Annotated in this window: 23 protein-coding genes; 9 read left to right on the top strand and 14 right to left on the bottom strand. The window is 61.6% G+C overall.

All coding sequences use genetic code 11. The features are described from left to right. Complete coding sequence (locus NCT04_RS06985; protein WP_250464578.1) at positions 1–1383, bottom strand: FAD-containing oxidoreductase; 1383 nt, start codon at positions 1381–1383, stop codon at positions 1–3. A gap of 245 nt (positions 1384–1628) precedes the next feature. Between NCT04_RS06985 and NCT04_RS06980 the strand changes: the two genes are divergently transcribed. Next, positions 1629–2942 carry a cation:proton antiporter gene (locus tag NCT04_RS06980; RefSeq protein ID WP_244827819.1) on the top strand — a complete coding sequence of 438 codons (1314 nt, stop codon included), beginning with the start codon at positions 1629–1631 and terminating at the stop codon, positions 2940–2942. 106 nt (positions 2943–3048) lie between these two features. On the opposite strand, the gene NCT04_RS06975 is transcribed toward NCT04_RS06980, so the two are convergent. Continuing rightward, complete coding sequence (locus NCT04_RS06975; protein WP_250464577.1) at positions 3049–4167, bottom strand: saccharopine dehydrogenase family protein; 1119 nt, start codon at positions 4165–4167, stop codon at positions 3049–3051. 156 nt (positions 4168–4323) lie between these two features. Further along, on the bottom strand, positions 4324–4779 hold the full coding sequence (locus NCT04_RS06970; RefSeq protein WP_250464575.1) for an Lrp/AsnC family transcriptional regulator: 456 nt from the start codon (positions 4777–4779) through the stop codon (positions 4324–4326). 285 nt (positions 4780–5064) lie between these two features. Between NCT04_RS06970 and NCT04_RS06965 the strand changes: the two genes are divergently transcribed. Further along, a complete protein-coding gene (locus NCT04_RS06965; protein ID WP_250464573.1) occupies positions 5065–5583 on the top strand; it encodes a Spy/CpxP family protein refolding chaperone in 519 nt (172 codons plus the stop codon). Here the strand turns inward: NCT04_RS06965 and NCT04_RS06960 are convergent. Beyond that, entirely contained in the window at positions 5580–5753 is a 174-nt protein-coding gene (locus NCT04_RS06960) for a hypothetical protein (RefSeq protein ID WP_250464571.1), read from the bottom strand. The two genes, NCT04_RS06965 and NCT04_RS06960, sit on opposite strands and share 4 nt — an antisense overlap. On the opposite strand from NCT04_RS06960, the gene NCT04_RS06955 reads away from it, so the two are divergent. Further along, a complete protein-coding gene (locus NCT04_RS06955; protein ID WP_250464569.1) occupies positions 5745–6173 on the top strand; it encodes a PGDYG domain-containing protein in 429 nt (142 codons plus the stop codon). The genes NCT04_RS06960 and NCT04_RS06955 overlap by 9 nt on opposite strands. A 385-nt stretch (positions 6174–6558) precedes the next feature. Here NCT04_RS06955 and NCT04_RS06950 read toward each other — a convergent pair whose 3' ends face one another. From NCT04_RS06950 to NCT04_RS06915, 8 genes are all read right to left on the bottom strand, one after another. After that, positions 6559–6924 carry a DUF3022 domain-containing protein gene (locus NCT04_RS06950; protein ID WP_250464566.1) on the bottom strand — a complete coding sequence of 122 codons (366 nt, stop codon included), beginning with the start codon at positions 6922–6924 and terminating at the stop codon, positions 6559–6561. Positions 6925–6938: 14 nt separating this feature from the next. After that, positions 6939–7730, bottom strand: a complete 792-nt coding sequence (locus NCT04_RS06945; protein ID WP_250464564.1) for a YhfC family intramembrane metalloprotease — start codon at positions 7728–7730, stop codon at positions 6939–6941. Beyond that, positions 7731–8810 (bottom strand): LacI family DNA-binding transcriptional regulator, encoded by a 1080-nt coding sequence (locus tag NCT04_RS06940; protein ID WP_250464700.1) that lies wholly within the window; start codon positions 8808–8810, stop codon positions 7731–7733. Positions 8811–8928: 118 nt separating this feature from the next. Then, positions 8929–9900, bottom strand: a complete 972-nt coding sequence (locus NCT04_RS06935) for a 2-hydroxyacid dehydrogenase (protein ID WP_250464562.1) — start codon at positions 9898–9900, stop codon at positions 8929–8931. Positions 9901–10006: 106 nt separating this feature from the next. Continuing rightward, positions 10007–11290: an MFS transporter gene (locus tag NCT04_RS06930; protein ID WP_250464560.1), complete on the bottom strand. Its 1284-nt coding sequence runs from the start codon at positions 11288–11290 to the stop codon at positions 10007–10009. A 38-nt stretch (positions 11291–11328) separates the two neighbouring features. Beyond that, positions 11329–12315 (bottom strand): sugar kinase, encoded by a 987-nt coding sequence (locus NCT04_RS06925; protein WP_244827810.1) that lies wholly within the window; start codon positions 12313–12315, stop codon positions 11329–11331. A 14-nt stretch (positions 12316–12329) separates the two neighbouring features. Continuing rightward, positions 12330–13100: a sugar phosphate isomerase/epimerase family protein gene (locus tag NCT04_RS06920; RefSeq protein WP_250464698.1), complete on the bottom strand. Its 771-nt coding sequence runs from the start codon at positions 13098–13100 to the stop codon at positions 12330–12332. Between the two features lie 168 nt (positions 13101–13268). Next, on the bottom strand, positions 13269–14156 hold the full coding sequence (locus NCT04_RS06915) for a LysR family transcriptional regulator (protein ID WP_250464558.1): 888 nt from the start codon (positions 14154–14156) through the stop codon (positions 13269–13271). A gap of 113 nt (positions 14157–14269) precedes the next feature. Between NCT04_RS06915 and NCT04_RS06910 the strand changes: the two genes are divergently transcribed. Next, the gene (locus NCT04_RS06910) at positions 14270–15334 is read left to right on the top strand and encodes a YeiH family protein (protein ID WP_250464556.1); all 1065 of its coding nucleotides are present in this window, start codon (positions 14270–14272) and stop codon (positions 15332–15334) included. A gap of 76 nt (positions 15335–15410) precedes the next feature. On the opposite strand, the gene NCT04_RS06905 is transcribed toward NCT04_RS06910, so the two are convergent. Next, positions 15411–16649: a cystathionine gamma-synthase family protein gene (locus NCT04_RS06905; RefSeq protein WP_250464554.1), complete on the bottom strand. Its 1239-nt coding sequence runs from the start codon at positions 16647–16649 to the stop codon at positions 15411–15413. Positions 16650–16890: 241 nt separating this feature from the next. On the opposite strand from NCT04_RS06905, the gene NCT04_RS06900 reads away from it, so the two are divergent. From NCT04_RS06900 to NCT04_RS06880, 5 genes are all read left to right on the top strand, one after another. Continuing rightward, positions 16891–17616, top strand: a complete 726-nt coding sequence (locus NCT04_RS06900) for a glutathione S-transferase (RefSeq protein WP_250464552.1) — start codon at positions 16891–16893, stop codon at positions 17614–17616. A gap of 48 nt (positions 17617–17664) precedes the next feature. Next, positions 17665–18468: an aldo/keto reductase gene (locus NCT04_RS06895; RefSeq protein ID WP_250464550.1), complete on the top strand. Its 804-nt coding sequence runs from the start codon at positions 17665–17667 to the stop codon at positions 18466–18468. A gap of 156 nt (positions 18469–18624) precedes the next feature. Continuing rightward, complete coding sequence (locus NCT04_RS06890; RefSeq protein WP_250464548.1) at positions 18625–20361, top strand: ClcB-like voltage-gated chloride channel protein; 1737 nt, start codon at positions 18625–18627, stop codon at positions 20359–20361. 227 nt (positions 20362–20588) lie between these two features. Then, positions 20589–20852 carry a hypothetical protein gene (locus tag NCT04_RS06885; protein WP_244827803.1) on the top strand — a complete coding sequence of 88 codons (264 nt, stop codon included), beginning with the start codon at positions 20589–20591 and terminating at the stop codon, positions 20850–20852. A gap of 30 nt (positions 20853–20882) precedes the next feature. After that, complete coding sequence (locus NCT04_RS06880) at positions 20883–21125, top strand: DUF2795 domain-containing protein (protein WP_250464545.1); 243 nt, start codon at positions 20883–20885, stop codon at positions 21123–21125. Positions 21126–21458: 333 nt separating this feature from the next. Here the strand turns inward: NCT04_RS06880 and NCT04_RS06875 are convergent, their stop codons facing one another. Continuing rightward, the gene (locus NCT04_RS06875; RefSeq protein WP_250464543.1) at positions 21459–23831 is read right to left on the bottom strand and encodes an AsmA family protein; all 2373 of its coding nucleotides are present in this window, start codon (positions 23829–23831) and stop codon (positions 21459–21461) included. Between the last annotated feature and the right edge of the window lie 93 nt (positions 23832–23924).

The following is a 23924-nucleotide window of genomic DNA, read 5'->3' as shown; positions in this document are numbered from 1 at the left end:
TCACTTCAATGGCTTGAGCATGCCGAGAAGCGTCGGCACCAGTTCGCTCACCGTCGGATGAATGTGCATGGCGCGCTGCAGCGTCTTGTAGGAAGCGTCGGCATTCATGATGTCGATGAACGTATGAATGACCTCGTCGCCTTCGATGCCGTAGATCTGCGCGCCTAGAATCCGCTCGGTGCGGGCATCGACGAGCGCCTTCATGAAGCCATCCGTTTCACCGCGTTCCTTCGCGCGGCCCACGCGCGACATCGGCATCGTGGCGATGAGCGCCTCACGCCCGTCCTTCCTGACCTCCGCCTCGCTCATGCCGACACGCGCGAACGGCGGATCGACGAACACGGCGTAAGCCATGATGCGCGTATCGACGCTGCGCGTTTCGCCATCCAGCAAGTTGGCCGCGATAATCTCGTAATCGTTCCACGACGTGTGCGTGAACGCGCCGCGTCCGTTCACGTCGCCCAGCGCCCATACGCCCTCGACGCGCGTACGCAATTGCCCATCCACTTCGATGATGCCGTGCTTGTCCGGCACGATGCCAGCGTGTTCCAGACCGAGATCGTCCGTATTCGGCGTGCGGCCGGTGGCGAACAGCAGATGCGAGGCATCGATCGTTTCGCCCTCGGTGACGATTCGCACGCCGCCGTTTTGCGTTTCCACGCGACGCGGTTCCGTGCCGAAGCGAAACTCGATGCCTTCGCGCTGGAGCACGTCTTGCATCGCAAGCGCGACGTCCTCGTCTTCGCGCGCGAGGATGCGCTCGCCCCGTACCAGAAGCGTGACGCGGCTGCCGAAGCGTCGGAACATCTGCCCGAATTCGAGCGCGATATAACTGCCGCCCACGATGACGAGATGCTCGGGCACTTCGGTGAGTTCGAGAATCGATGAATTCGTGAGATACGGCACGCCGTCGAGCCCGTCGACCTTCGGCACCGACGCTCGCGTGCCCGTGTTGATGAAGATCATGTCCGCGTCGATGTCCTGCTTCGAGCCATCGGCGGCTTCGATTTGCAGCGCATGCGGACCGGTGAAGCGCCCGTGTCCCTCGAATACGGTGATGTCGTGCGTGCCGCGCAGCCACGCCTCGATGCCATTGCGCGATCCGGCGATGACCTCGTCCTTGCGCGCCTTGACGCGCGCCATGTCCACTTTCACGTCGCCGCCGACGATCACGCCGTACTTTGCCGCCGTGCGCGCCACATGCGCGGCGCGCGCGCTCGCCACATAGGTCTTGGTCGGCGTGCAGCCGACATTCACGCACGTGCCGCCAAAAAGATGCCGCTCGATCACGGCGGTTCGTTTTCCGCTCTGTGCCAGCCGCACGGCAAGCGGCGAGCCGCCCTGACCGGTACCGATGACGACCGCATCGAAGTGCTGTGACATGCCTTGATCTCCTGAATGCGCACGCTGGACCGGTGTCGCCGAACCAAATGGATACAGCATGCAAAAAGCAAATTAGCCAGCCAATATTACGCGGATCGTCGGGCCCAAGCAGGTTTGCTGCAAGCATGGGCATGTGACGTGCTTGCTGTTGTCTTCTCAGCCGCTTGCATTGATCCTGCATGCAGAATGCAAACGAGGATCCAGACGGCTCCCCGCCATCCTCGAAACAATCGAACAGGGCTTCCATGACCGAGACGATGTGGTTTCTCATCGTCGGCGGCGTGCTCATTTTCATGGGGCTCGCCAGTTCGACATTCCGGCATTTGCCGATCAGCACCGCGATGTGCTACCTCGCCATTGGCTTCGTGCTGGGGCCGGGCGCGGCGAACATGCTGCATTTCGATCTCGCGACCGACGCCACGGTTTTGCGACGCATCACCGAAGTCGCGATGCTCGCGTCGCTCTTTGCCATCGGCTTGCGTCTGCGCGTGCCGCCCACGGACCGCATCTGGATACTGCCGCTACGGCTCGGCGTGGTCGCGATGGTCTTGACCGTCGCCCTGCTCACCGTCTTTTGCGTGTATGTGCTCGGCTTCAGCTGGGGGCCTTCGCTGCTGCTAGCCGCGATGCTCGCGCCGACGGACCCTGTCCTCGCTCATGATGTCCAGGTCGAAAAGCCTGGCGACATCGACTTGTTGCGCTTTTCGCTGACGGGCGAAGGCGGACTGAACGATGGCATCGCGTTGCCCTTCGCGCTGCTCGGCATCGCGGTATGCCGTTTCGAAGCGTCGCCTGCGGCGGTGCTGCACTGGAGCTTCGCGTTGCAGGCTTTGTGGGGCATTGCCGGCGCGCTCGGCAGCGGCTGGTTCCTCGGGGAACTGGCTGTGCGGCTCGTGGCTTATCTGCGCACGCGCCACGGACAGGCGCTCGGTCCGGAAGGTTTTTATGCGCTAGGACTGATCGCCTTGTCGTATGGCGTGGCCGAATTGCTGCACACGTATGCGTTTCTCGCCGTGTTCGCGGCGGGACTCGCCATGCGACGCGTAGAACAGAAAGCGAGCGGCGACAAGTCCGCGCGCGAAGCGGTCGGCACGATCGACGCCGACGATGTCGGCGCCACTGCATCCGACCCGGCCCGCGCGCACGCCTTCATGGCCGAGCGCGTGCATGGCTTCACGATCGAACTGGAACGTATCGCCGAAGTCGCGATCATGCTGATGGTCGGCGCCGTGCTCGCCACTATCTGGCGCGAGCTGTTCACGTGGCAAGCGGCCTTGCTCATCGGCTGCCTGTTCTTCGTGGCGCGGCCGCTGTCGGTGGAGGCATCGCTCATCGGATCGGGCGCACATGGCGCGCAACGGCGGCTGATGAGCTGGTTCGGCATACGCGGTGTCGGCTCGTTCTACTATCTCTTGTATGCAATCGAGCAGGCGCCGAAGGACGTGGCCAAGCCGCTCGTTCCGCTTGTCATCGCGGTGATCGTGGCGTCGGTGATCATTCATGGCGTCACGGCGACGCCCTTGATGAAGCGGTATCAGCGTGTAATCGATCAGGCTTGAGGTGTGGCAGCGTGCATGCAAAATGCCGAAGTGGCGCTGTCTTCATGTCCGCTCTCATGTCCGCTATTGCCTCGCAGACCGACGAGGCGTATCTGAAGTGGCTGGTTCAGAGCGTCGCCATCCGCGGCGCGCTCGAAACCATATTCGCGCCTTGATAGAGCTTTCCAAAACGGTTATTCAAAAACGCCGCGAGCGGCACCTGCTCCTGACGCACGAACCCGCTTTGCGGCAGCACGCCTTCGCGGAACAGATCGAGCTCGGCACAGATGGCGCCCGCCGTCGTGATCTGGATTGCGCTCATCGGCATGCCGCCGACTTCCTTGGCAAAGACCTTGCGCGTGAAGACGTTCTGCACGAGTTGTCCCGATGTGCCGCCGCGCATGCCCGTTACCGTGACGAAGATCAGCACCACGTCCTGCGAAGTCGATGGCACCGCGCGCTTGAGCATTGCCTTGAGACCGTCGCGATCGGTCGACATGCGCAGATCGTCGAGGAGGAACTTCATCAGATCGCGATGGCCGGGATATCGAACCGACTTGTAGTCGAGCGATTCCACCTTGCCCGCCAGCGTCTCGCATAACGTGCCGAGCCCACCCGAAGTATTGAAGGCCTCGTACTCGATGCCATCCAGCGAAAAATGTTCGACGCCTTCGAGCGGCTGGACCCATTGCGTGCGGCCATCGCGGATCGCTTCGCATGGCTGACAGTACTCGTTAATGAGTCCGTCGATGCTCCATGTCAGGTTGTATTTGAGCGCATTGGTCGGAAACTCGGGCAGCGCACCGACGCGCATTTTCACTTCGCGCACGTTATCGAGCCGCTCGGCCAGATCATGCGCGACGATGCCGATGAAACCCGGCGCGAGCCCGCACTGCGGCATGAAGGCCACGTCCGAACCCTCCGCGATGGCGCGAATTGCATGCGTTGCGCGCACGTCCTCGGTCAGATCGAAATAATGGACGCCCGCCGCCTTGGCCGCCGATGCAACGCTGATGGCAAGGTAATACGGCAACGCGTTGACGAGTGCGTCGAAGCCGTGGAGCGCCTGACGCAGCGCGGGCGTATCGGCGGAATCGACGCGGCGAATCGCGATTCCCTCCGCTTCGAGCGCGGTGAGCGCCTGTTCGTCGCGATCGAATGCAACGACTTCGAAGTCTCCCGTGTCACGAAGCAAGTGGGCGATGCTCTTGCCGATCAATCCGGCGCCGACTAACGCTACTTTCATCGTTGTTCTCCTAGTGTATTTTGCATTTTGTGTCGCCTGGGAAGGCATACTGAATACAGTTTAGGGACCGACGAATATTGATCCTAGACGCAAATTGATGCGTATCGACGATAATTTTCGACGTTTTGACGATGTATCGCTGCGTTTTGTATCGTCCTAACTCGAACGGTCGATTTTGCGCGCCAGAATGATCGAGGTGGTGGTGCGCTCCACACCTTCCAGTGCGCCGATTTCATCGAGCAAGTCGTTCAGGCGATCGGGCGAGTCCGCACGCAACCAAGCGACGTAATCGAACTCGCCGCTTACCGCGCAAAGCAGTTGCATCTCCGGCATGCGCGCGAAGCGTTTCTGCACGTCGCGGCCGAACTTTGGCGCGAGCTTGATGCCGACGTAAGCCTGAATACTGGCGTCGAGCACGTCCTGGCCTAGCCGTACGCCGTAGCCCGCTATCACGTTGTTCTTTTCGAGCCGCGCCATGCGCGCGATGACTGTGGTGCGCGCCACGCCCAGCTGACGCGCGAGATCGGCAACGCTTTCACGCGCGTTCGTCTGCAATAGCGCGACGAGGTTACGGTCGATGTCGTCGAGCTGGTCGAGGCGCGGGGGTCTCATGTCGTCCTTCTCGCTGTGATGTTTGGCGTTTGTATTGCGTTATGCGTTTTGTGTACCGCATGCGGTATGCAATCGGCCGCAAGCAGGATTATCGCCGACGTCACCGCCCGATCTTGCTTGAGCTTCCTTTACGGAATTTTCCAGAGAAGTATCGGATGTAAGCAGTTGTGGCAATCGAGGTGAATTGTCAGGCAGGCGTGTTACTAATAACCGCCGACGACGTTTCTGCCTTGACTGAGATCAACCAGCAAGCGCGCTTTCTCTTAATTCGACTAAGGTTTCGGAATGAAAAAAACATTTTTAGCACTGGCGGCATCTTGCATGCTTAGCGCCGCGTTCGCACAGACCGCGGCGCCCTCCGCGGCATCTGCCTCCGCCACGACGGTGGCATCGGCGCCCGGCGCCACGAAGCGCGAAGCTCGCGTGGAAGAACGTATCGCCCAATTGCATGCAAGCCTCAAGATCACATCGCAGCAGGAAGATCAGTGGTCGAAGTTCGCCGACGTGATGCGCGACAACGCGCACACGGTGGGCGATCTATACCGCCAACGCGTTGCACAACGCGACGCCATGTCCGCGCTCGATGACATGAAGCAATACGAGCAGATCACGCAGGCCAATGCAGACGGCACGAAACGCCTGGTCGAGGCTTTCGAGCCGCTTTACGCAAGCCTTTCGCCGGAGCAGAAGAAGCTTGCCGATACGAGCTTCCGTCAAGAGCATCATGATCGCGCAAAGAATGCACGCGCTCGTCATCCGTCGCGCGCGGGCGCAGCACAACCGGCATCGACGACGAAGCCTTAAGCCGCAGCGCGTAAGCGCTTGAATGCTTGGCATTCGGCGGCTTTGCCAAAACCCGCATCGGGCGTCATCATGGCGAACGAAGCGGGTTTTTCGTATTCTGGATGCAAAATCATCCGATTGCCGTTACGATCCCGCACCGCAACCGCGTTGGCCGACCAATCATGCTCCATCTATCCCGCCTCGATCTCACAACAGATGCTGCCGCGCGCCGCGTCGTCAAGGACGAAGCCGTGACCGTGGAATTCGCCGCTGCGCCTGGCGAGCTGATGAGCCTGGAAGGCCCGAATCGCTATGCGCCCGATGACGCTATCGTCACTGGCGCGACGGGTGAACGCTGGGTCGTGTCGCGTGACCGGTTCGATCCCAAGTACGTGCCGGAAGGCGGCATCGCGCATGGCGAGGCTGGAACCTACCGCAACAAGCGGAGCGTGGTTCTTGCGCGGGAGATGCATGAGCCTTTTTCCATCGCGCGGTCAGACGATGGCGACGTGCTCACCGGCGACGCGGGCGATTGGGTCATGCAGTATGCGCCGGGCGACTATGGCGTCGTGAAGGCGGCACGCTTCGCCAAGGTTTATCGCGAAGTTTGAAGGCGCTATGCAGGGACGCGGCACGCAGCATGCAAGTTGCTGCGTTTGACGGGGATGGCCTCAACGAGCGTGCAGATCACGCGGATGAGAAAGCAAAGTGCGGGAGCGTGGCATACGGAATTCAAATCGCACGTATGCCGAAGACAGCCTCAACCAGGTTCAATAAATCCACGCAGACTTTGTATGCGAAATGCCAAGGCGTGGCATACAGAATTCAGATAGCCGCATCCGACGCGGACAGCCGCATAGCGCACGCACATCCGAGTGCAAGATGCGAAAGCGAACAGCCAACCCGCATCTGAATCGATCACCCGTTCCGCCCCACCTCGCTCAAATCTCGAATACAAAACGCAACCTGTCGGCATACAGAATACAACCTGCCCCTTCACGCGAAATCCTCTCCCATCTCGATTTCAAGCTGCCGCGGGACCGCCTCGCCATTCGCGTATGCTTCTTCCAGCGAACCCAGCGTCGCCTCCACATAGGCACGTAACACTGCATAGCTTCGAGCATGCATCCTCACCGGCATGGCTCGATACCGTGCCAGCGCGGCAGCATCGAAACGCACGTCGATGGCAATGCGCCGCGCCGTCGAACCGAAACGCATCGCGATGTAATGAATCGTCAGCGAAGTACGGCCTTCGTCGTCAAGGCGTTCGGCGAATTGCGTCTGCTCGGGGAAGAGATCGCTGATGACATGCGCAAGCATGTCGATGTCCGCGCTCGGGCAGTCGTATTGGTAGTCGTCCATGGATACTCGATGAATCAGGATTGGCGCGTGACTGCGGCGCGATAGTAGCGCACGAGCGCCACGGTGACGATCACGCCGAGCACGAGATACACGGCATCGGCGGCGGCGAGCGGAATCAGGCGCGCTTGAAAGAGCGCGGCCGGCATGCCGACGAGCGCGTGGGCCGCAATCAGCACGCCAAGCGCATGACGCGACCGTTCGCGCAGCATCTGCCACATCAGTGCCGAAAAGCCGAGCTGGAACGCAAACGCACTCGCCCGCTCGACCACGAAGATAGCCGCCGACACAGGCGAGAGACTCATCAGCACCAAGTGAATACGCGCTACTGCATCGAGCGGCGCGCTTTCGAAATGCGCATCGAGCGTACCGTTGTTGGCCAGGATCGCATACACGATCCATTGCGCCTGTACGAGCACGCCGACGATCCACGCCTCCGCGCCACCATGTCCGATGCCGTAACCGAGCGCCGGACCGGGACGATCGAGCGCGCCGGGCTCGCGCGAGATGAGCCACTTCATCGCCAGGAAGCGGCCCACTTCCTCGCACAGGCCCGCAGTGATGGCGCCATAGACCACGAAGACCGCGGGATTCATCAGCCACGCGGACGTTGCCGGATTGCCCAGCATGAAGCCATGCAGCGCGCGCTCGATCACCATGGCGAAAAGCGCAAACACGGCAATGCCGAGTATCGCCTCGCGCGGCACGAGCTGAAAACGCGGCCTCGCGAGCTTGTACGACACGACCGGCAATGCAGCGATGATGAGCGTGGCGAATCCCACGCACAGCAACGTCGATAGACTGACCATTCAGGTTCCTTGTGATGCTTCGTGTCTCGCTCTCGTCGTCGATGCGCGCACGACGAGTTCTCCCGGCAACAGACATTCGCGTGGCGGCATGACCGCGCCGCCGAGCCGCTCATGAAGAAACTCCACCGCGCGTCGGCCGATATCGTAAGTCGGCTGCCGCACCGTCGTCATGCCGGCGAGTTGCGCCCATTCGGAATCGTCGATGGACATCAGCGCCACGCCCGCTTGCCAGTCCGCGCCGTATCGTTCCTTGAGATGCACCGCGACGCGCAGAGCCACCGGACCGTTCGCCGCGAACAACGCGACGCGCCGGTTCGCCGCGCGCGCACCTTCGATGCGCCGATCGATTTCTTCGAGCGTGGATGCCGCATCGGCGAGATCGATCACGAGCGTCGCGCCGTTTGCAGCACGCGCGCTCACGCTTTCGCGAAACGCGGCCTCGCGCAAACGACGCGAACTGACATGCGTGACGGGCTGCACGATGAAGAGCAATTCGTCGAAGCCTTCATCGATGAGATGTCCGGTTGCCAGTGCAACGGCCGCCGGATTGTCGAGCCCGACCATATCGGTGACGATGCCTTCCACCGAACGATCGACCAGCACGACCGGAATACCGCCTTGCGTGAAGCCTTGCAACAACGCTTCCTTCACGCCGAGCGCATTCACGATCACGCCTTCGACGCGATACGTCGTAAGCAGTTGCAGATAACGCCGCTCCATGTCGACTTCATTGGCCGCGTGGCAGATGAGCGGCATGTAGTTGAGCGCATGGCACGCGGCTTCCACGCCTTGCAGCACTTCGACGGAGTACGGATTGGTCAGGTCGGCAAGCAGCATGCCGATCAGTCGATTGCGCCCGCGCTTCAGGCCGCGCGCCATCTGATTCGGTCGATAGTCCAGCCGCGCGATGGCCGCCTCGATACGCTCGCGCAAATCGGGCGACAATACGCCCGTCTCGCCGTTTAGATAACGCGAGATGCTGGTCTTGCCGGTGCCGGCTTCGCGCGCGACATCGGTGATGGTCGCGCGGCGCGCCCCGAAAACGCGCGGCCGGTTGCTTGAAGTGGGATCGTCGGACATGGTGGTCGTGATGGCTTGACGAACGCCCGACATCGGGCGAGCGGTATTGACATCGTTGTCGTTGGCCTCGGCATGCGCATGTTAGCGCATCATGGCTGCCCGTCGATCCGATCCGCGTTCAGCGCTTGAGGACTTCGCGATTCACGATGTTCTGCGTGAGCGTGCCATCGAGCGCGCCGATGAGGTTCTCGGCGGCGTTGAGGTTCATCGCGTGACGCGTTTCATGCGTGGCCGAGCCGATGTGCGGCAACGCGACGACGTTCTTCAGCTTGAGCAAGGGCGAATCGACGGGCAGCGGTTCCTTGTCGAACACGTCGAGGCCTGCCGCGCGAATCGTGCCGTCTTTAAGAGCTTCGATGAGCGCCGCTTCATCGACGGTCGGTCCGCGTGATGCGTTGATGAGAATTGCGCTCTTCTTCATTTTTTTGAGCTGCGCCGCGCCGATGATATGACGCGTCTGAGCCGTGAGCGGCACTTGCAGAAGCACGAAGTCGGATTGCGCAAGGAGGTCGTCGAGTTCGACACGCTTCGCGCCGTAGTCCTTCTCTGCTTGCTCGTTGGAACTGCGATTCGTGTAAAGCACGTTCATGCGAAAGCCCAGCGACGCGCGTCTTGCCACCGCGCCACCAATGCGACCGAGCCCCACGATACCAAGCGTCTTGCCCTGCACATCCACGCCAAAACCTTCTTCGCCCAGGCTCGCTTTCCAGTTCCCTTCCTTGACCCATTCCGCGAGTTCCACCACGCGGCGCGCGCTGGCGAGGATCAATGCGAAGACCGTATCCGCGGTCGATTCGGTGAGCACGTCAGGCGTATGCGTGAGCACGATGCCGCGTTTGGTCAGGTCGTCGACATCGAATGCATCGAAGCCTACCGAGACCGTCGAAAGCGCCTTCAGACGCGTCGCGCTTTCGATCATCGCGGGCGTGATCTTCGCGCTCGCACCGATGGCGCCGTCGGCATCCTTGAGCGCCGCCACGAATGCATCGTGATCGGCCGGATCGACGTGTACGACATCCGCATGCTCGCGAAGGTACGCTTCGACATCGGATGGCAGAGACTTGTAGGCTACGATTTTCTTTCGGCTCATGGAGTTTTCAGGCCTTTGCAGGCTCATGGTAAGAGTGGATGACGGCCGCTGCGTTCGTGCTTTCCATTAAAGCATAGACAGCGGCAGCGCTCTGGAGCTCTGGACATCACGACCCCACGGCGACGCGCGGACTCACCACCGCTGGCGGCTTCACGGCCAGCGTCAACGCCACGGCCACGAGCAAGGCCGCGCTCATGAAGACGTATGACGCAGCCGGCGATCCAGTGGCCCCGTTCAGGTATCCGACGACATAGGAACCCACGAACGAACCGAGCGCGCCCATGCTGTTGATGAGCGCCATGGCACCGCCCGCGACGTTCTTCGGCAGAAGTTCAGGCACGATCGCGAAGAAGGGCCCATAAGGCGCGTACATCGCTGCGCCCGCAATCACGAGCAAGACGTACGAAGCCCAGAAGTGGTTGGATCCAAGCAGATACGAACCCGCGAACGCCACCGCGCCGATCAGCAGGAACGGCCATACGAAGGCCTTGCGCGCCTGCAGTTTGTCGGAGGCCCAGGAAGCGAGCAGCATGGCGATGGTCGCGGCGAGATAAGGCACTGCGGAGAGCCATCCCGTCTCGACCATGCCGAGCGTGGAGCCGCTCTTGAGGATGGACGGCAGCCAGAGCACGAAGCCGTACACGCCGATACTCCAGCAGAAGTATTGCGCGCACAGCTTGATGACAGCGGGAGACTTGAATGCCTCGCCATAGTTCTTCACCGGCTTGATCGCCGCTTGCTCGGCGCGCAAGGTGGCATCGAGATCGCGCTTTTCCGCGTCCGTGAGCCACGTCACCTGCGCGGGTTTGTCCTTCACGATGAACCACCAGATCACCGCCCACACCACCGCAGGCAAACCTTCGGCGATAAACATGTGCCGCCAGCCGAACGAATTCACGAGATAGCCCGAGACGACCGACATCCACAGCACTGTCACCGGATTGCCGAGAATCAGAAACGTATTCGCGCGTGAACGCTCCGACTTGGTGAACCAGTTCGCGATGAAGACGAGCATCGCGGGCATCACCGCCGCTTCGACGACACCGAGCACGAAGCGGATCGCCATCAGCGACGGTATGTTGCTCACCATGCCCGTCAGCGCGGCGCAACCGCCCCATAAAATCAGGCTCCAGAAGACGAGCTTCTTCACGCTGCGGCGTTCGGCGTAGATCGCGCCCGGAATCTGAAAGAAGAAGTAGCCGAGAAAGAACAACGCGCCGATCAGCGACGACAGTCCCTTGCTGATGCCCAGATCCTGATTGATGCCCGCCGCCGACGCAAAGCCATAGTTCGCGCGATCCAGATACGCAAGGCTATACGTGATGAAGACGATCGGCATGATCATCCACCAGCGGCGCACGGCGAGAGTCGGGGTTGAAGATGCTTGCATGGTTGTCTCCGAACACAGTTCGATTGAGTCTCTGAGGATCACGCCGCGTCGAGGGCAGCGCCCACATCCTGAGCTTCGAGCACGTCGAGCGCGGCGCGCGTCGGCAGGCCCTCGCTGTCGCCGATCACCTGAATCGCCAGTGCGCCGATGCGGTTGCCGCGCGCGATTGCATGCCGCACGTCGCGGCCTTCGAGCAGCGCGCTCACAACGCCGACCGCGAAGCCATCGCCCGCGCCGACGGTGTCCACGACCTTCGCGACGGGCACCGCGGGCACGATGCCGGCATCGCCATCGACGGTGCGGAAATACGCGCCGTATGCGCCCAGTTTCACGACCACGCCCTTCGCGCCCTGATCGAGATAAAACTTCGCGATGTCCTCGGGTTTCTCGTAGCCCGTCAGCGTCAACCCTTCGCTCACACCCGGCAGCACCCAGTCGGCAAGCGCCGCGAGCGCGTTGAGCGATTGCGCCATCGCGTCGCGCGACGGCCAGAGTGTCGGGCGCAAATTCGGATCGAAGGAAATAGTCTTGCCTGCTGCACGCATTTCGCGGGCCATGTGGAAAGCCAGTTCACGCGAACTCGCGGAAATGGCTGGCGCCACGCCTGTCAGGTGCAGATGCCGCGCGTTGAGCACGTAATCAGCGGCGTAATCGTCAAGCGAAAGATGGCTTGCGGCCGAGCCCTTGCGGAAGTATTCGACTGCCGGATCGCTGCCGTCGTCGCACTTGCCCTTCAACTGGAAGCCGGTCGGATAGCGCTCGTCGATACTCACGCGGCGCGCATCGATGCCTTCGGCCGCGAGCACATCGAGCACGTATTGACCGAAGGAATCTCGCCCGACACGGCTCATCCAGCCCACCTTGAAGCCGAGCCGCGACAACCCGATAGCCACGTTCAGATCCGCGCCCGCGACGCGTTTAGTGAACTGGCCGACCTTTGCCAGATCGCCCGTTTCGGCGGCGACGAACATGGTCATCGCCTCGCCGTACGTAACGATGTCGAGGGCGTTTCGTTGTGATTGCATGCGGTACCTTGTATTCAAAATGCCGCGATACGCGCGACCTGAACGGCGGCGTCATCGGCGTCGAGAAAGGGATATTCGATTCCGCGCGGCACGTCACGCGGCAATTGCGCGAGGAGCGCGGCGAAGTGCGCATCGTCTTGCGACGGGGCTATGGCGAAACGTCGCGCGCCCTCGCCTGTCACTGCCTTGCAATGGATATAGGCCACGTGCGGCGCGAGACGCACGGCGGCATCGAGCGGGTCTTGATCCGGCCAGCGCCAGTTGCCAGTGTCGAAGGTCATCGCAAGCCCGTTTTGCGCCTGCGCGGGCAAAGCCGCGAACAACGCCTCGAACGCGCCGATCGTGCCGCCCGCCTTCAACTGGCCGTTTTCGGCGACCACCCGCGCTGGCGACGACGCCACCGCGTTCAGCAACCGATCGAGCGTTGCCGCATCGGTCGCCACGCCGCGTTCCGTGCCGCCCAATTGCAGCTTCACGATGCGCGCGCCCAGCGCATGCGCCTCGCCGATGGCCTGGGCGAGCGCACTGTCATCGAGAGCGCCATCGTCGCGAAACAAGGTTGCGGGCGTCGAGTGGACGGCCCACAAACCGAGTGCGCGGATGCGCGCGCCGAGACGCGAGAGCGCGTCGAAACTGGCATCGGATTCGTCGGCGAAAAGTTCGCGGCGCACTTCGAAACCCTGGGCGCCAGCGCGCGCGGCGGCTTCGGCGCACACCGCGTGACCATCGGTGCGAACGGTGTCAGAGCCGAAGGCGCTGGCGACTACGACGACATCCGGGCGCATGCCGATTTTTGAAACATCAGATGAAATCACGCCTCTTTTCCATTGAAAACTGACAAAAACTAGTGGTTGGAACCGGTTCCATTACTGCTGTTTGAAAAGGACGCCGCAGCGCCCCAATGAAGACGAATAGTGCTCTTGGCGGTGCGCGTTGCGCCATAGTGGAATTCCCTAGCCGAGAATCGAGGCGTCCTGGCAGAGTTCGAGAAAGCGCGCGGCGACACGCGAAGGCGTGTCGGCATGAGGAAACAGAATCGAAAAGCGGCGCGTGAGCGGCGCCGGGCCGACGTGTACGCGTTGCAGCATGCCGTCCTCATGCCGGATCGACATTGCCGAGACGAAGCCGATACCCATGCCCGCCCGCACCGCTTCCTTGACGCCCTCGACGCCCGCGATTTCGAGCGCGACGCGCACGGCCACCTTGCCCTGGGCGAACGCGCGCTCGACGATCTGCCGCACGCCCGAGCCGCTTTCGCGCAGCACGAGCGGATAGCCGCCGATTTCATCCAACGTGGCGTTTTGTCTTTCAGTAAGTGGATGACCGCGCGGAACGATAGCCACGATCTCGTCTTCCCGCCAGGGGGTCACCGTAGTGCCCGACGGCAACTCGCCACTTGGTTGGCCTTCGATGAGCGCGATATCGAGCGAACCGAGCGCAGCGACGATTTCCGCCGTGTTCCCGTCGATGGTCGTCAGCGTCACGTCGGGATAGCGCTTGTGGAATGCGGCGATCAGATAAGGCAGCAGGTAGCTCGCGGGCGTCGTGCTCGCACCGATACGCAATGTGCCGCGCTCGAGCCCGCGCAACGCGTCCCGCAGCGCGTGTGCTTGCCGGAAGCTCTCGCGCACACGCTCCGCGTGGACGAGCAGCTGTTCGCCGGCTGCGGTCAGGCGAACGCCCCGGCCGTCGCGCAGATAAAGCGATTCGCCGAATTCGTCCTGCAAAAGCCGAAGCTGCCCCGACACGGCAGGCTGCGACAAATGCAACGCAACAGCCGCGCGGCTGATGTTGCCGTGCTCGGCGACGATAGCGAAAGTTATCAGCTGATCCGGGGTCATTCTGCCAATCTATCAGATAAACCGATACATTGCATCCTAAATCACGATTTTTCATATGCTTATGAGTGATTTAGGATTAGCAAATCGCAACGCAATGTCAAAAGGACGTCTCCATGTCCGCCGTACCCGCCGCACCGTCAATCGCCGAAGCATCGTCCACGCGTGGGCAGCTCAACGGAATTCTGTTCGTCGCGCTGTTCGCGGCAGCCGTGACGCATCTGTCCGCGCTGCCGTTCATCGCTGGATTGGGCATCAGCCCGTTGATCGTCGGCATTGCTGCGGGGACGATCTACGGCAACGCGCTGCGCCACGGCATGCCCGAAAGCTGGGCGGCGGGCGTGAACTTCTCCGCGCGCAAATTGCTGCGCATCGCGGTGGCGTTCTTCGGGCTGCGCGTGAGTCTGCAGGAAATCGCGCACGTCGGGCTGTCGGGTTTCGCGGTATCTGTGCTGGTGGTCGTGAGTACGCTTGCCATCGGCACATGGTTCGGCATGAAGGTCATGAAGCTCGACCGCGATACCGCCTTGCTCACGGCCGCCGGCAGCGCCATTTGCGGCGCCGCGGCCGTGCTCGCGTTCGAATCGACCTTGCAATCGAAGCCCCACAAGAGCGCGATGGCCGTTGGCAGCGTGGTCCTGTTCGGCACGCTCTCCATGTTCCTCTATCCGCTCGCGATTCACGCAGGCTGGTTGCATCTCGACACGCTCGGCACGGGCCTTTTCTTCGGCGGCACGATTCACGAAGTCGCGCAGGTCGTTGGCGCGGCAAGCAACGTGAGCCCGGAAGCGGCGCATATCGCGACAATCGTGAAGATGACGCGCGTCATGTTGCTCGTGCCGGTCCTGCTCGTGGTCGGCTTCTGGATCAATCGCAAGCGTCATGATCAAAGCGCACAAAGCGGCACGGGCAAGCTCGCGGTGCCCTGGTTCGCCTTCGGCTTCCTCGCGCTCGTGGTGGTGAATTCGCTGCACGTGTTGCCCGCCAGCGCGACCAGCACGCTCAACACGCTCGATACCTTCGCGCTCACCATGGCGATGACCGCACTCGGCATGGAAACGCGCATCGCGCAGATTCGCGAAGCGGGTCCGCGTGCGATTGCAACCGGCGCGATTCTGTATGCATGGTTGATCGGCGGTGGACTTGCGATCACGTATGGTGTGGAGCGTCTTTTCGGCTGATCGTATCGATGCTGGACACAAAAAAGCCGTCGACTGAACCGACGGCTTTTTTGCATTCGAAGCCTGCTTTCTCGGCTTACGCGTGCTTCAACGCTTGTTCGAAATCGGCGATGAGATCGTCGATATCCTCGATACCCAGCGACAAGCGCAGCATGCCGTCCGAAATGCCCATTGCGCGGCGCACGTCCGGACCGGCTTCGTGGAAGATGGTCGGTGCAACGGGGATGATGAGCGTGCGTGTATCGCCGAGACCGGTCGCCTTGATCGGGATCTGCAGCGCGTTGACGAAGTCGATCATGCGTTCGGGATGGCGCAACTCGAATGACAAGAGCCACGAGCCGTTTTTGAACAGACTCTTCGCGACTTCATATTGCGGATGACTCGGCAAACCCGGATAAAGCACGCGACCCACCGCTTCGTGTTTCTGCAGGAACTGCGCCAGTGCGAGCGCGTTATCGCTGCTCTTGCCGACTCGCAACGCCAACGTCTCCGCGCCCAGCGCAATCTGATGCGCCTGCTCGGACGACAACGCCGCGCCCATGTCGCGCAGACCCTTCTTGCGAATTTGCAGAAGCCCTTGCTCCTTCGCGGGCGAGCGCCGGTAGTCATCCGCGATATTCGGGTACGTGCTCCAGTCGAAGACGCCCGTGTCCGTGACCGCACCGCCGAGCGCCGCGCCGTGTCCTGCAATCGTCTTCGTCAGCGAGTTGACGACGAGGCTCGCGCCGACATCCTTCGGCCTGAAAAGCGCCGCGGACGTGATGGTGTTATCGACGACATAAGCGAGCCCGCGTTCGCGACACAGTTCGCCGATACCTTTCAAATCCGGGATCTGCGTGCCCGGATTCGCGATGGTCTCGACGAACACCATGCGCGTGTTGGCCTTGAGCGCGTTGGCGACGTTCGCGACATCGCCTGCATCGACCACCGTCACTTCGATGCCGAGCGTGCGCAGCGTGCCGAACACGCTATTGGTATTGCCGAAGACGAACTGGCTCGACACGAGATGATCGCCCGCGCGCAGAAGCGTGAGAAACACCGCGCAGATTGCGCCCATGCCGGTGCTGAAGCAGATGGAACCCGCGCCGCCTTCGAGCTTCGTGATCTTGCGCTCGAGCGCCGCAGTGGTCGGCGTGCCCTGACGAGCATAGTTGAACCCGCCCTTCTTCGTGCCTTGAAACACGCCGATGAGATCTTCCACGCGTTCGAAGCCATACTGAACCGACGTATGGATGGGTTGACGCACGCCGCCATGCTCGACGCCCGCGTCACGATCGCCGTGTACGATGCCAGTGGTGAAGCCTTGCTTGTCCATCTTCTCTCCGCTTCGAAGTCGTTCGCTCTCTGACGGGCATCGCGAGTCAGCCCTCGAGCAAAGGCTTCATTTTACATCGCGGCCCGCGCCGCCACGGCCCCAGGCGGGTACGCGTGTTGCTCGCCTGAACACTCGTTCGCGTGCTCGACCGCGCGGCAAGCAGCACGCGATTAACTTGCCAACCCAAGCATCCGCCGCGCATGGCGTCAAAAGCACGGCACGTTTGACAAGGAGCCCACGCATGGCTTACGAACTCTATTACTGGGACGGATTGCAAGGCCGGGGCGAATATGTGCGCCTCGCGCTCGAAGACGCGGGCGCCGAATACATCGATGTCGCGCGTTCGAAGAAAGGCATGGACGCGATGATGAAGCTCCTCGGCAGCAAGACCGAGCCGCACATTCCGTTCGCGCCGCCGTTTCTGAAGGACGGCAATCTGATCGTGCCGCATGTCGCGAATATCCTGCTGTATCTCGGCCCGAAGCTAAAGCTCGCGCCGAAGGACGAAGGCTTGCGCTACGTAGCCCATGGCTTGCAGTTGACCATCGCGGATATCGTCGCGGAAGTGCATGACACGCATCATCCGCTCGCGACCGATCTCTATTACGAAGACCAGAAAGAAGCCGCGAAAACGCGCTCGAAAAATTTCCTGGACCAGCGCGTGCCCAAATTCATGGGTTATTTCGAGCGCGTGCTGAAGCAGAATCCGCACGGCGACACGCAAATGGTCGGCGACACGACGACCTACGTCGATCTCTCCGTCTTTCAGCTCGTCGATGGCCTGCACTACGCCTTCCCGCGCGCGATGAAGACCTTCGGCAAGCACTATCCGCGTGTCGCGGCGCTGCATGACGCCGTGCTGCAACGGCCCAATATCGCCGCTTATGTCGATTCGGAACGGCGCATCCCGTTCAACGAATCCGGCATTTTCAGGCACTATCCCGAACTCGATCAGGAAGCGAAGTAAGACGCGTCACTGAGTTCACTGATCGCCTCAACGAAACAAGGAGCCAGCATGATCGAAACGATTCCCTCCTTCGGCCTCGGCACATTCCGTGTCGATGCCGCGAAGACCACCGAAGCCGTCAGAAGCGCATTGCAGATCGGCTTTCGTCATATCGACACCGCGCAGTTCTACAACAACGAAGCCGCCGTCGGCGCGGGCGTGCGCGAGTCAGGCATTCCGCGCGAAGACGTCTGGGTGACGACGAAAGTCTGGTGGGACCGGCTGCAGCACGACAAGCTGATCGCGAGTCTCAAGGACAGTCACGAAAAGCTCGATATCGGCACGATCGATCTCGCGCTCGTGCATTGGCCGTCGCCCGAGGGCGCGGTGCCTATCGCCGAAACGCTTGGCGCGTTTCAGGAAGCGCAGAAGCTCGGCCTCATCCGTCATTACGGCGTGTCGAACTTCACCGCGCCGCTGCTCGAACAAGCGCTCGAGGCGCCGGGCGGCAAGGAGATCGTGACGAACCAGATCGAAGTGAGCCCGTTCCTCGCGAACCGCGCGTTGGTCGAAGCCACTCAACGGCTCGGCGTGAAAGTGACCGCGTATATGCCGCTCGGCGAAGGCCGCGCGCATAACGACATGACCATCAAGGCCATCGCGAAGAAGCACGGCGCGACGCCCGCGCAAGTGACCTTCGCATGGCTTCTGGCGCGCGATATCGTGGTGCTGTCGGCATCGACGAATCCGGAGCATCAACAGATCAACTGGGATGCGCAAAAGCTCGAGCTCGACGCCGACGACATCGCGAAGATCGACAAGCTCGACGAAGGCAAGCGCAACGCGAATCCTTCGTTCGCGCCGAAGTGGTGAGCGCGTAGACCGAAGCGCTGGATGCATCACTTGAAAAGCCTGGCTGTCTTCGATAGCCGGGCTTTTTTTCGCGCGCTCGAAAGTGGACGGATGATGCGCAATGCTATCCTTGCGTCGGCCTTATTCCATTTGCTTCTAAGCTTTCCACGATAATCCGTGCTTTCGTTCCTGCTTCGGCTGCGCACGCGCGCTCAACAACTCTTCCGTTTGTCGGATGCGCACACCATGCTCATCTGGGCAGTCGTCGTCGGCGTTGCGGGCGCGTTCGCGACATCGGCGTTTCGTGAAGGCATCGATTCGCTGCAACGGGCGTTCGGCGGCGAACCCGGCAACTTCGTCAAGATGGCCGAAAGCCTGCCGTGGCCGCTGCGTATCGTGTTGCCAGCGGCGGGCGGGCTCATCGCGGGCTTCTGTCTGATCGTCGCACGGGTTCGTCAAGACAAGCACGCGAACACGGACTACATGGAAGCGGTGACCATCGGCGATGGCGTCGTGCCCGTGTGGCAAAGCATCTGGCGCAGCCTGTCGTCGCTTTTCACGATCACGAGCGGCGGCTCCATCGGCCGCGAAGGGTCGATGGTGCAGCTCGCCGCGCTCGCTTCATCGCTTATCGGACGCTGGGTCCACTTCGATCCGCCGCGCCTGCGACTGCTCGTGGCGTGCGGCGCGGCGGCCGGGATCACCTCCGCATACAACGCGCCGATCGCGGGCGCGTTCTTCGTCACCGAAATCGTGCTGGGCTCCATGGTCATGGAGAGCTTCGGGCCGATCGTCGTGTCGTCGGTCGTCGCCAACATTACGATGCGCGAGTTCGCCGGGTATCGGCCGCCTTACCAGATGCCAGTGTTTCCACCCATCGCGGGCCTCGAAGTGTTGCTCTTCGTCGTGCTCGGTTTGCTGTGCGGCGCGCTCGCGCCACACTTCCTGCGGCTGCTCGCAGAGTCGCGCAAGCGCTTTGCGAAGTTGCCGCTGCCCTTGCCGATTCGTCTCGCGCTCGGCGGACTGATCGTCGGCGTCATTTCGATCTGGTGGCCCGAAGTCTGGGGCAACGGTTATGAAGTGGTGAACTCGCTTCTGCATCAGCCGTGGACGTGGTCCGCGCTCTTGCTGGTGCTCGTCTTCAAGCTCCTCGCCACCGCCGCGACGGCGGGCTCGGGCGCGGTAGGCGGTATCTTCACGCCCACGCTTTTCGTCGGCGCCGTGCTTGGCTGTCTCTTCGGTCTCGGCGTTCACGCCATCTGGCCGCATTCGACTTCACAGCCATTCGCCTACGCCATGGTGGGCATGGGCGCGTTTCTCGCCGCGGCCACGCACGCGCCGCTCATGGCGATCCTCATGATCTTCGAGATGACGCTGTCGTACTCGGTGGTGTTGCCGCTCATGCTTTCGTGCGTGGTGGCGTATTTCATTGCCCGAACCTCCGAGCAGACGTCGATGTACGAAGTCACCCTGCGTCGCACGCGCGCAGAGAAGGAGCGTCTGCGCCTCGCGGCCACGCAGATGCGCGAACTCGTCAAGCCGCCCGATACCGTCGTCCCGCTCGATGCAAACGTGAACGACATGACGCGCGTGTTCCTCGAATATCCCGTGAAGTATCTGTATGTCGTGGATGACGCGGGGCGCTTTCGCGGTGTGGTCGCACTCAAGGACATCACGTCCGATCTTCTCGACAAGCAAGACACATCCGCGCGTACCGCCGCCGATTACCTCCAGCCGCAATTCGACGTGCTCACACCCGACATGTCGCTCGGCGAAGCACTGCAGCACTTCCTCGCTTTCCAGGGCGAGCGGCTTCCTGTCATCGAAAAAAAGAGCGAACCGCTGCTGCTCGGTGTCGTGTACAAAACCTCTCTTCTCGACGCATACTTCCGTCTGAATCCGACGCAGCGCTGAAAGTGCGCGGCTGTGCAATTTCGCGGCGCATGCCCATCCGCAACGCTGGGTGGAAGCGGATTATTCATAAGTTAGAAATCACGCGAAGTGTTTGCGCGCGAGCACCGCTCGTTGCGCCCGTGCGAGGTCTGCTTCATTGGCATCCACGCATGAACGGTGCGCGAGGGACGTATCGGCATAGGCTTTGCTTGATGCTTCTCGCTGCCTACGTGAGGAGGGGTTGCCCGATGAAGACCTCAACGTTGTTGACGATGGCATTGGTTTCGGCGTCGTGTTACGCCGCGCCTCTGCACACGAGTTCGACTGACGATTCGGCCGTAGTGGCCGCAACGCGCGCTGCCTTGCGTGTGAACGCCGGGCCGGTCGCGCCGCCCGCGCCCGAAATCGCGGCAGATAGTCTCGACCACGCGCACTGGCGTCATGTGCCGCTGCCGAAATCGCGTACGCCGAGTCACGGCATGGCAAGCCAGACCATTCAGGTACAGACCTGAAGCGCTCACTTCTTCATCTATAGGAATTCCATGTCGGATACACCCGGAACTCAGAGCCTGAACGACGAACCCATCGACGATGAAATCGCCGAAGTCCTGCGTTATGCCACGTTCCCAGCCAACAAGGACGCACTAGTGAATGCCGCGCGCGAAGCCGGTGTCAGCAACGATGTGATTGCTGTCTTCGATGGTCTGCCCGAGCAAGACTATAAGGATGCGAATTCCGTCGAGCAGTTGCTCGGAAGCAATGGCGGTCCGGGAATCTCGGTCTAGGAAGGGCGTCTCGAAGAGCCGAAGTTGTCCCCAGCAATTGGGGACCACCCTGTTGAAAACCCGCTGTGAACTCGTCTAAGCATTTGAAGCGCAACGAAAAACACCCTGCGCTTCAAGTCGCGCCAACCTGCCCGCGCCCTCTGCATAACTTATCCCCCGCAAACGGGGAAATGCCTGTGGAAAAGCGCTTGGCGACTCAGCTATTTTCTTGATTCTGTTCGCAAAACGCCGTGCGTCGCGGATCAGGTCATGCTCTACGTGTCAAACGAATAGCTTGATCCTTGCCCGACTTGTCCACAGATTCTGTGGACAAGCCTGTGCAGTACGTTGCTCTTAGCTTCCGCGATACTGCGCCGCACTGGCCGGCGCGGCCGGCACGGCCTTCTTCGCCGGCGGCTTGGAAGCCGAGCCCGCGGCCGCACCCGACGACATATAAGCCGGCGCCGCCTTGGTCGTCTGCTTCTGTCCGGCAGGCGGCGCTGTCGGCGCATTGCGCATATCGGCCAGCATCTGCGCGCACGGCAACGGCTTGTTGTTGCTCGGCTGGATCAGCGGGATCAACGCGGCAAACGGGTTGATGAGTCCAAGACCGACCATCGCACCGCCGCGCACCGCCAACGCGCCGACATTCACGCCAACCTTCGGGTCCTTGAACGTGCCCTTCACATACAGCGGCGAACGCAACGAAAAGATGCGGAAGCCCTTCGTATGCGGATGAATCCCCAGATCCATCTGTTCGCTCTTCAGATTGATGTTGCCGTCGACGTTGATGACCGCGTCGTCGGTATCGAGTGCGAAGACGCGCGAGTCGAGCACGCCATCCGTGACGACGAAATCGGTCGCGGCGCAGTTGATGTTCACATCGCGCTTGCCGAAGAGCTTCTCGTAGACGACGTTCGCCACGTTCAGGCCCGCCGCTTCCATGTACAGCCGGCTCACGGTGCCCTGCGTCACGAGCGCCTTTATCTCGCCGTTAGACGTTGCAGCAAGCGCGGCGGGCGAATTGCCGGTGGCGGACAAAGCTGCGTCGCCGTTCACTTCACCGAGCGCGGATTGCATGGTCTTCACGGTCGGGAACAGCTGCTTGAGCTTCAGATGCCGCGCCTCCGCCGACACGCGTCCCTTAAGAGGCGCCGCACTGCCATCCAGATGAATGTTCGACGAGAACGCGCCGCCCGCCACGCCGAACTTGAGCGGTTCGAATGACAGCACGCCATCCTTCATCACGACGTGCGTATAGAGATCCGTGATCGGCAGGTCGGGGTCCTTGATGATGCGCTGACCGGTGAACTTCACGTCGGCATCGATGGCCTTCCAGCGATCGGTTTTAAACTCCTCGGTCGGCAACGCCTTCGCCGACGGCTGCTTTTCCGTCTCGCCGCGCTTGGCTTTGCTCGCGTTCGAATCCGCACCGATGATCGGCGCGAGGTCCGCGAAACGCAGCAGATGCGACACGAGTTCGCCCTGAAGCAGCGGTCGCGGCTTCCTGCCCGCATAGACGAGCGAGCCGTTGATGTCGCTGCCACCCACGCGGCCCGTGAAGTTCTCGTAGTGGAATACGTTGCCGTCTTCCTTGAACTGACCGGTGAGACGCCCTTCCGTGGCAAAAGGAGGCGTTTCCGGCAGGGTCACGCCCGTGAACGGATACAGATGCGCCATGCTGACCGCCTGAATCCACAGCCGCAGATCGAGCGCCGCGAGATGAGCGGGATCGGTCACGGTGCCGACGAACGCGATATGCGTGTCACCCAGGCGCACATCGGCCTGAACGGGGAACGGGCGCGCCGCGTCCTGCACCGCGAGCACGCCGCCGAGCTTGCCGTCGCCGGAAACTTTGCCGCCGTTGTAGGTGCCCTTGACCGTCCAGCCGAAGGCATACGGCGGAATCGGCGGCTTCACGCCTTCTTTCGTCGTGATGCTCTGATTGGCCGACGTACTCGCCGGATTCGGCGCCGACGCATTCGCCGCCGCAGCCGCGGATGCAGCCGAAGCGGCGGACGCCTCCGAGGCCGCCGCTGCATCCGTCTGCTTTTCCAGCTTGGCCGCGCCGCTCTTGCCGACCATCTCCGCCGACGATTTGCTCGACGCCTCCTGTTGCTGCTTCATCACTTCGCCGATCGGCACGGCCTGGCCGAGCGTATCGATATCGACTTGCATCTCGGCCTTGGTCACTTCGTCGTGCACGCCGACGGTGCCTTTTGCAAGCGAGATATCGCCGAGCTTGAGATTCCACGTCGAAGGTTCGGTGGACTGCTTGAACTTGAACGTCCAGTTGTTGCGGTTGTCCTTGAGCCGCTCGACATCGATGGAAGGATTCACCAGATTGATCGCGGGAATGACGATGTCGTGCGCGAGCAGCGGCAGCACGGCCACCTGAAAGTCGATTTCGTCGAGCGTGGCGAAATACTGGTTGCGCGCCCAGTCCGGGTTCGCGATGGTGATCTTTTCAGCCGAGAAGCGCGGCCACGGCACCCAGCGTTTCCAGCCCGTTTCGTTAGGCGGACGGCGCCAGCCCACCTTCAGGTCGCCGGTAATATGAAACTGCCGCCCAATAGCTTGCGAGACTTTGTCATCGACCCACGGCCTCAGGCGATTCCAGTCGAACGTCAGGAAAATAACCACGATCACCGCTATCAGTACCGCCAGAACGGCAAAAAACCATGCGACGATCTTTCCGATTTTTCTGCTCGTGCGGGCCTGCGCCATGACCTCTCCATCCATTTTTTCTGATTGTGTGTGGCGCAGCACAGAGTGTGCCCGCGTGACGGTCGACGTGTGTCATGAGCGCCGCATTTCATG

This window comes from Caballeronia sp. GAFFF2, assembly GCF_023631485.1.
GTDB lineage: Bacteria > Pseudomonadota > Gammaproteobacteria > Burkholderiales > Burkholderiaceae > Caballeronia.
Note: the sequence above shows the minus strand (reverse complement) of the source record. Positions and strands in the feature narration are given on the sequence as shown.

Bases quoted from the DNA above. Each gene is read 5' to 3' on its own strand.
- NCT04_RS06910 (WP_250464556.1), top strand. From the start codon at position 14,270: ATGTCCGCCGTACCCGCCGCACCGTCAATCGCCGAAGCATCGTCCACG.
- NCT04_RS06925 (WP_244827810.1), bottom strand. From the start codon at position 12,315: ATGCAATCACAACGAAACGCCCTCGACATCGTTACGTACGGCGAGGCG.
- NCT04_RS06915 (WP_250464558.1), bottom strand. From the start codon at position 14,156: ATGACCCCGGATCAGCTGATAACTTTCGCTATCGTCGCCGAGCACGGC.
- NCT04_RS06885 (WP_244827803.1), top strand. From the start codon at position 20,589: ATGAAGACCTCAACGTTGTTGACGATGGCATTGGTTTCGGCGTCGTGT.
- NCT04_RS06930 (WP_250464560.1), bottom strand. From the start codon at position 11,290: ATGCAAGCATCTTCAACCCCGACTCTCGCCGTGCGCCGCTGGTGGATG.
- NCT04_RS06935 (WP_250464562.1), bottom strand. From the start codon at position 9,900: ATGAGCCGAAAGAAAATCGTAGCCTACAAGTCTCTGCCATCCGATGTC.
- NCT04_RS06900 (WP_250464552.1), top strand. From the start codon at position 16,891: ATGGCTTACGAACTCTATTACTGGGACGGATTGCAAGGCCGGGGCGAA.
- NCT04_RS06875 (WP_250464543.1), bottom strand. From the start codon at position 23,831: ATGGCGCAGGCCCGCACGAGCAGAAAAATCGGAAAGATCGTCGCATGG.
- NCT04_RS06960 (WP_250464571.1), bottom strand. From the start codon at position 5,753: ATGGAGCATGATTGGTCGGCCAACGCGGTTGCGGTGCGGGATCGTAAC.
- NCT04_RS06920 (WP_250464698.1), bottom strand. From the start codon at position 13,100: ATGCGCCCGGATGTCGTCGTAGTCGCCAGCGCCTTCGGCTCTGACACC.
- NCT04_RS06895 (WP_250464550.1), top strand. From the start codon at position 17,665: ATGATCGAAACGATTCCCTCCTTCGGCCTCGGCACATTCCGTGTCGAT.
- NCT04_RS06940 (WP_250464700.1), bottom strand. From the start codon at position 8,810: ATGTCCGACGATCCCACTTCAAGCAACCGGCCGCGCGTTTTCGGGGCG.
- NCT04_RS06975 (WP_250464577.1), bottom strand. From the start codon at position 4,167: ATGAAAGTAGCGTTAGTCGGCGCCGGATTGATCGGCAAGAGCATCGCC.
- NCT04_RS06905 (WP_250464554.1), bottom strand. From the start codon at position 16,649: ATGGACAAGCAAGGCTTCACCACTGGCATCGTACACGGCGATCGTGAC.
- NCT04_RS06965 (WP_250464573.1), top strand. From the start codon at position 5,065: ATGAAAAAAACATTTTTAGCACTGGCGGCATCTTGCATGCTTAGCGCC.
- NCT04_RS06880 (WP_250464545.1), top strand. From the start codon at position 20,883: ATGTCGGATACACCCGGAACTCAGAGCCTGAACGACGAACCCATCGAC.
- NCT04_RS06980 (WP_244827819.1), top strand. From the start codon at position 1,629: ATGACCGAGACGATGTGGTTTCTCATCGTCGGCGGCGTGCTCATTTTC.
- NCT04_RS06945 (WP_250464564.1), bottom strand. From the start codon at position 7,730: ATGGTCAGTCTATCGACGTTGCTGTGCGTGGGATTCGCCACGCTCATC.
- NCT04_RS06950 (WP_250464566.1), bottom strand. From the start codon at position 6,924: ATGGACGACTACCAATACGACTGCCCGAGCGCGGACATCGACATGCTT.
- NCT04_RS06955 (WP_250464569.1), top strand. From the start codon at position 5,745: ATGCTCCATCTATCCCGCCTCGATCTCACAACAGATGCTGCCGCGCGC.
- NCT04_RS06970 (WP_250464575.1), bottom strand. From the start codon at position 4,779: ATGAGACCCCCGCGCCTCGACCAGCTCGACGACATCGACCGTAACCTC.
- NCT04_RS06985 (WP_250464578.1), bottom strand. From the start codon at position 1,383: ATGTCACAGCACTTCGATGCGGTCGTCATCGGTACCGGTCAGGGCGGC.